At 64.5% G+C, this 259-nt stretch carries 1 protein-coding gene; it reads right to left on the bottom strand.

The window, feature by feature from the left end:
- Nucleotides 1-75 precede the first annotated feature (75 nt).
- On the bottom strand, nt 76-259 hold a 184-nt coding region (locus ACSNOK_RS34930), incomplete at its 5' end, for a hypothetical protein (RefSeq protein WP_436784723.1).

Here is a 259-nt window from a genome sequence, read left to right as displayed (position 1 = left end):
GAACAATTCGTCGCTTCCGTCGTCGCGGGCTGGCTGCGCATGGCGCTTGTCCACCCGGTAACTTCGCCGTAAACGTCAGCGGGTGCGCTCGCATACGAGCTCCCCGTCACTCTGCCCGACAGCGGAATCGTGCTGCGCACGAGCGATGCAAACGTGTTTCAATCCGTGGCGGCTGTGTTCGGTCACCTCCGAGGCCCGGCGGCGCCCGTCCTTCAGCCGATTGAAGTTGTCGGCCGCGATGGACCATTCGCGATCACGC

It is taken from the genome of Streptomyces sp. URMC 126 (genome assembly GCF_051386555.1).
GTDB lineage: Bacteria > Actinomycetota > Actinomycetes > Streptomycetales > Streptomycetaceae > Streptomyces.
The sequence above is the reverse complement of the archived record's forward strand: the minus strand, read 5'-3'. Positions and strand labels throughout refer to the sequence as shown.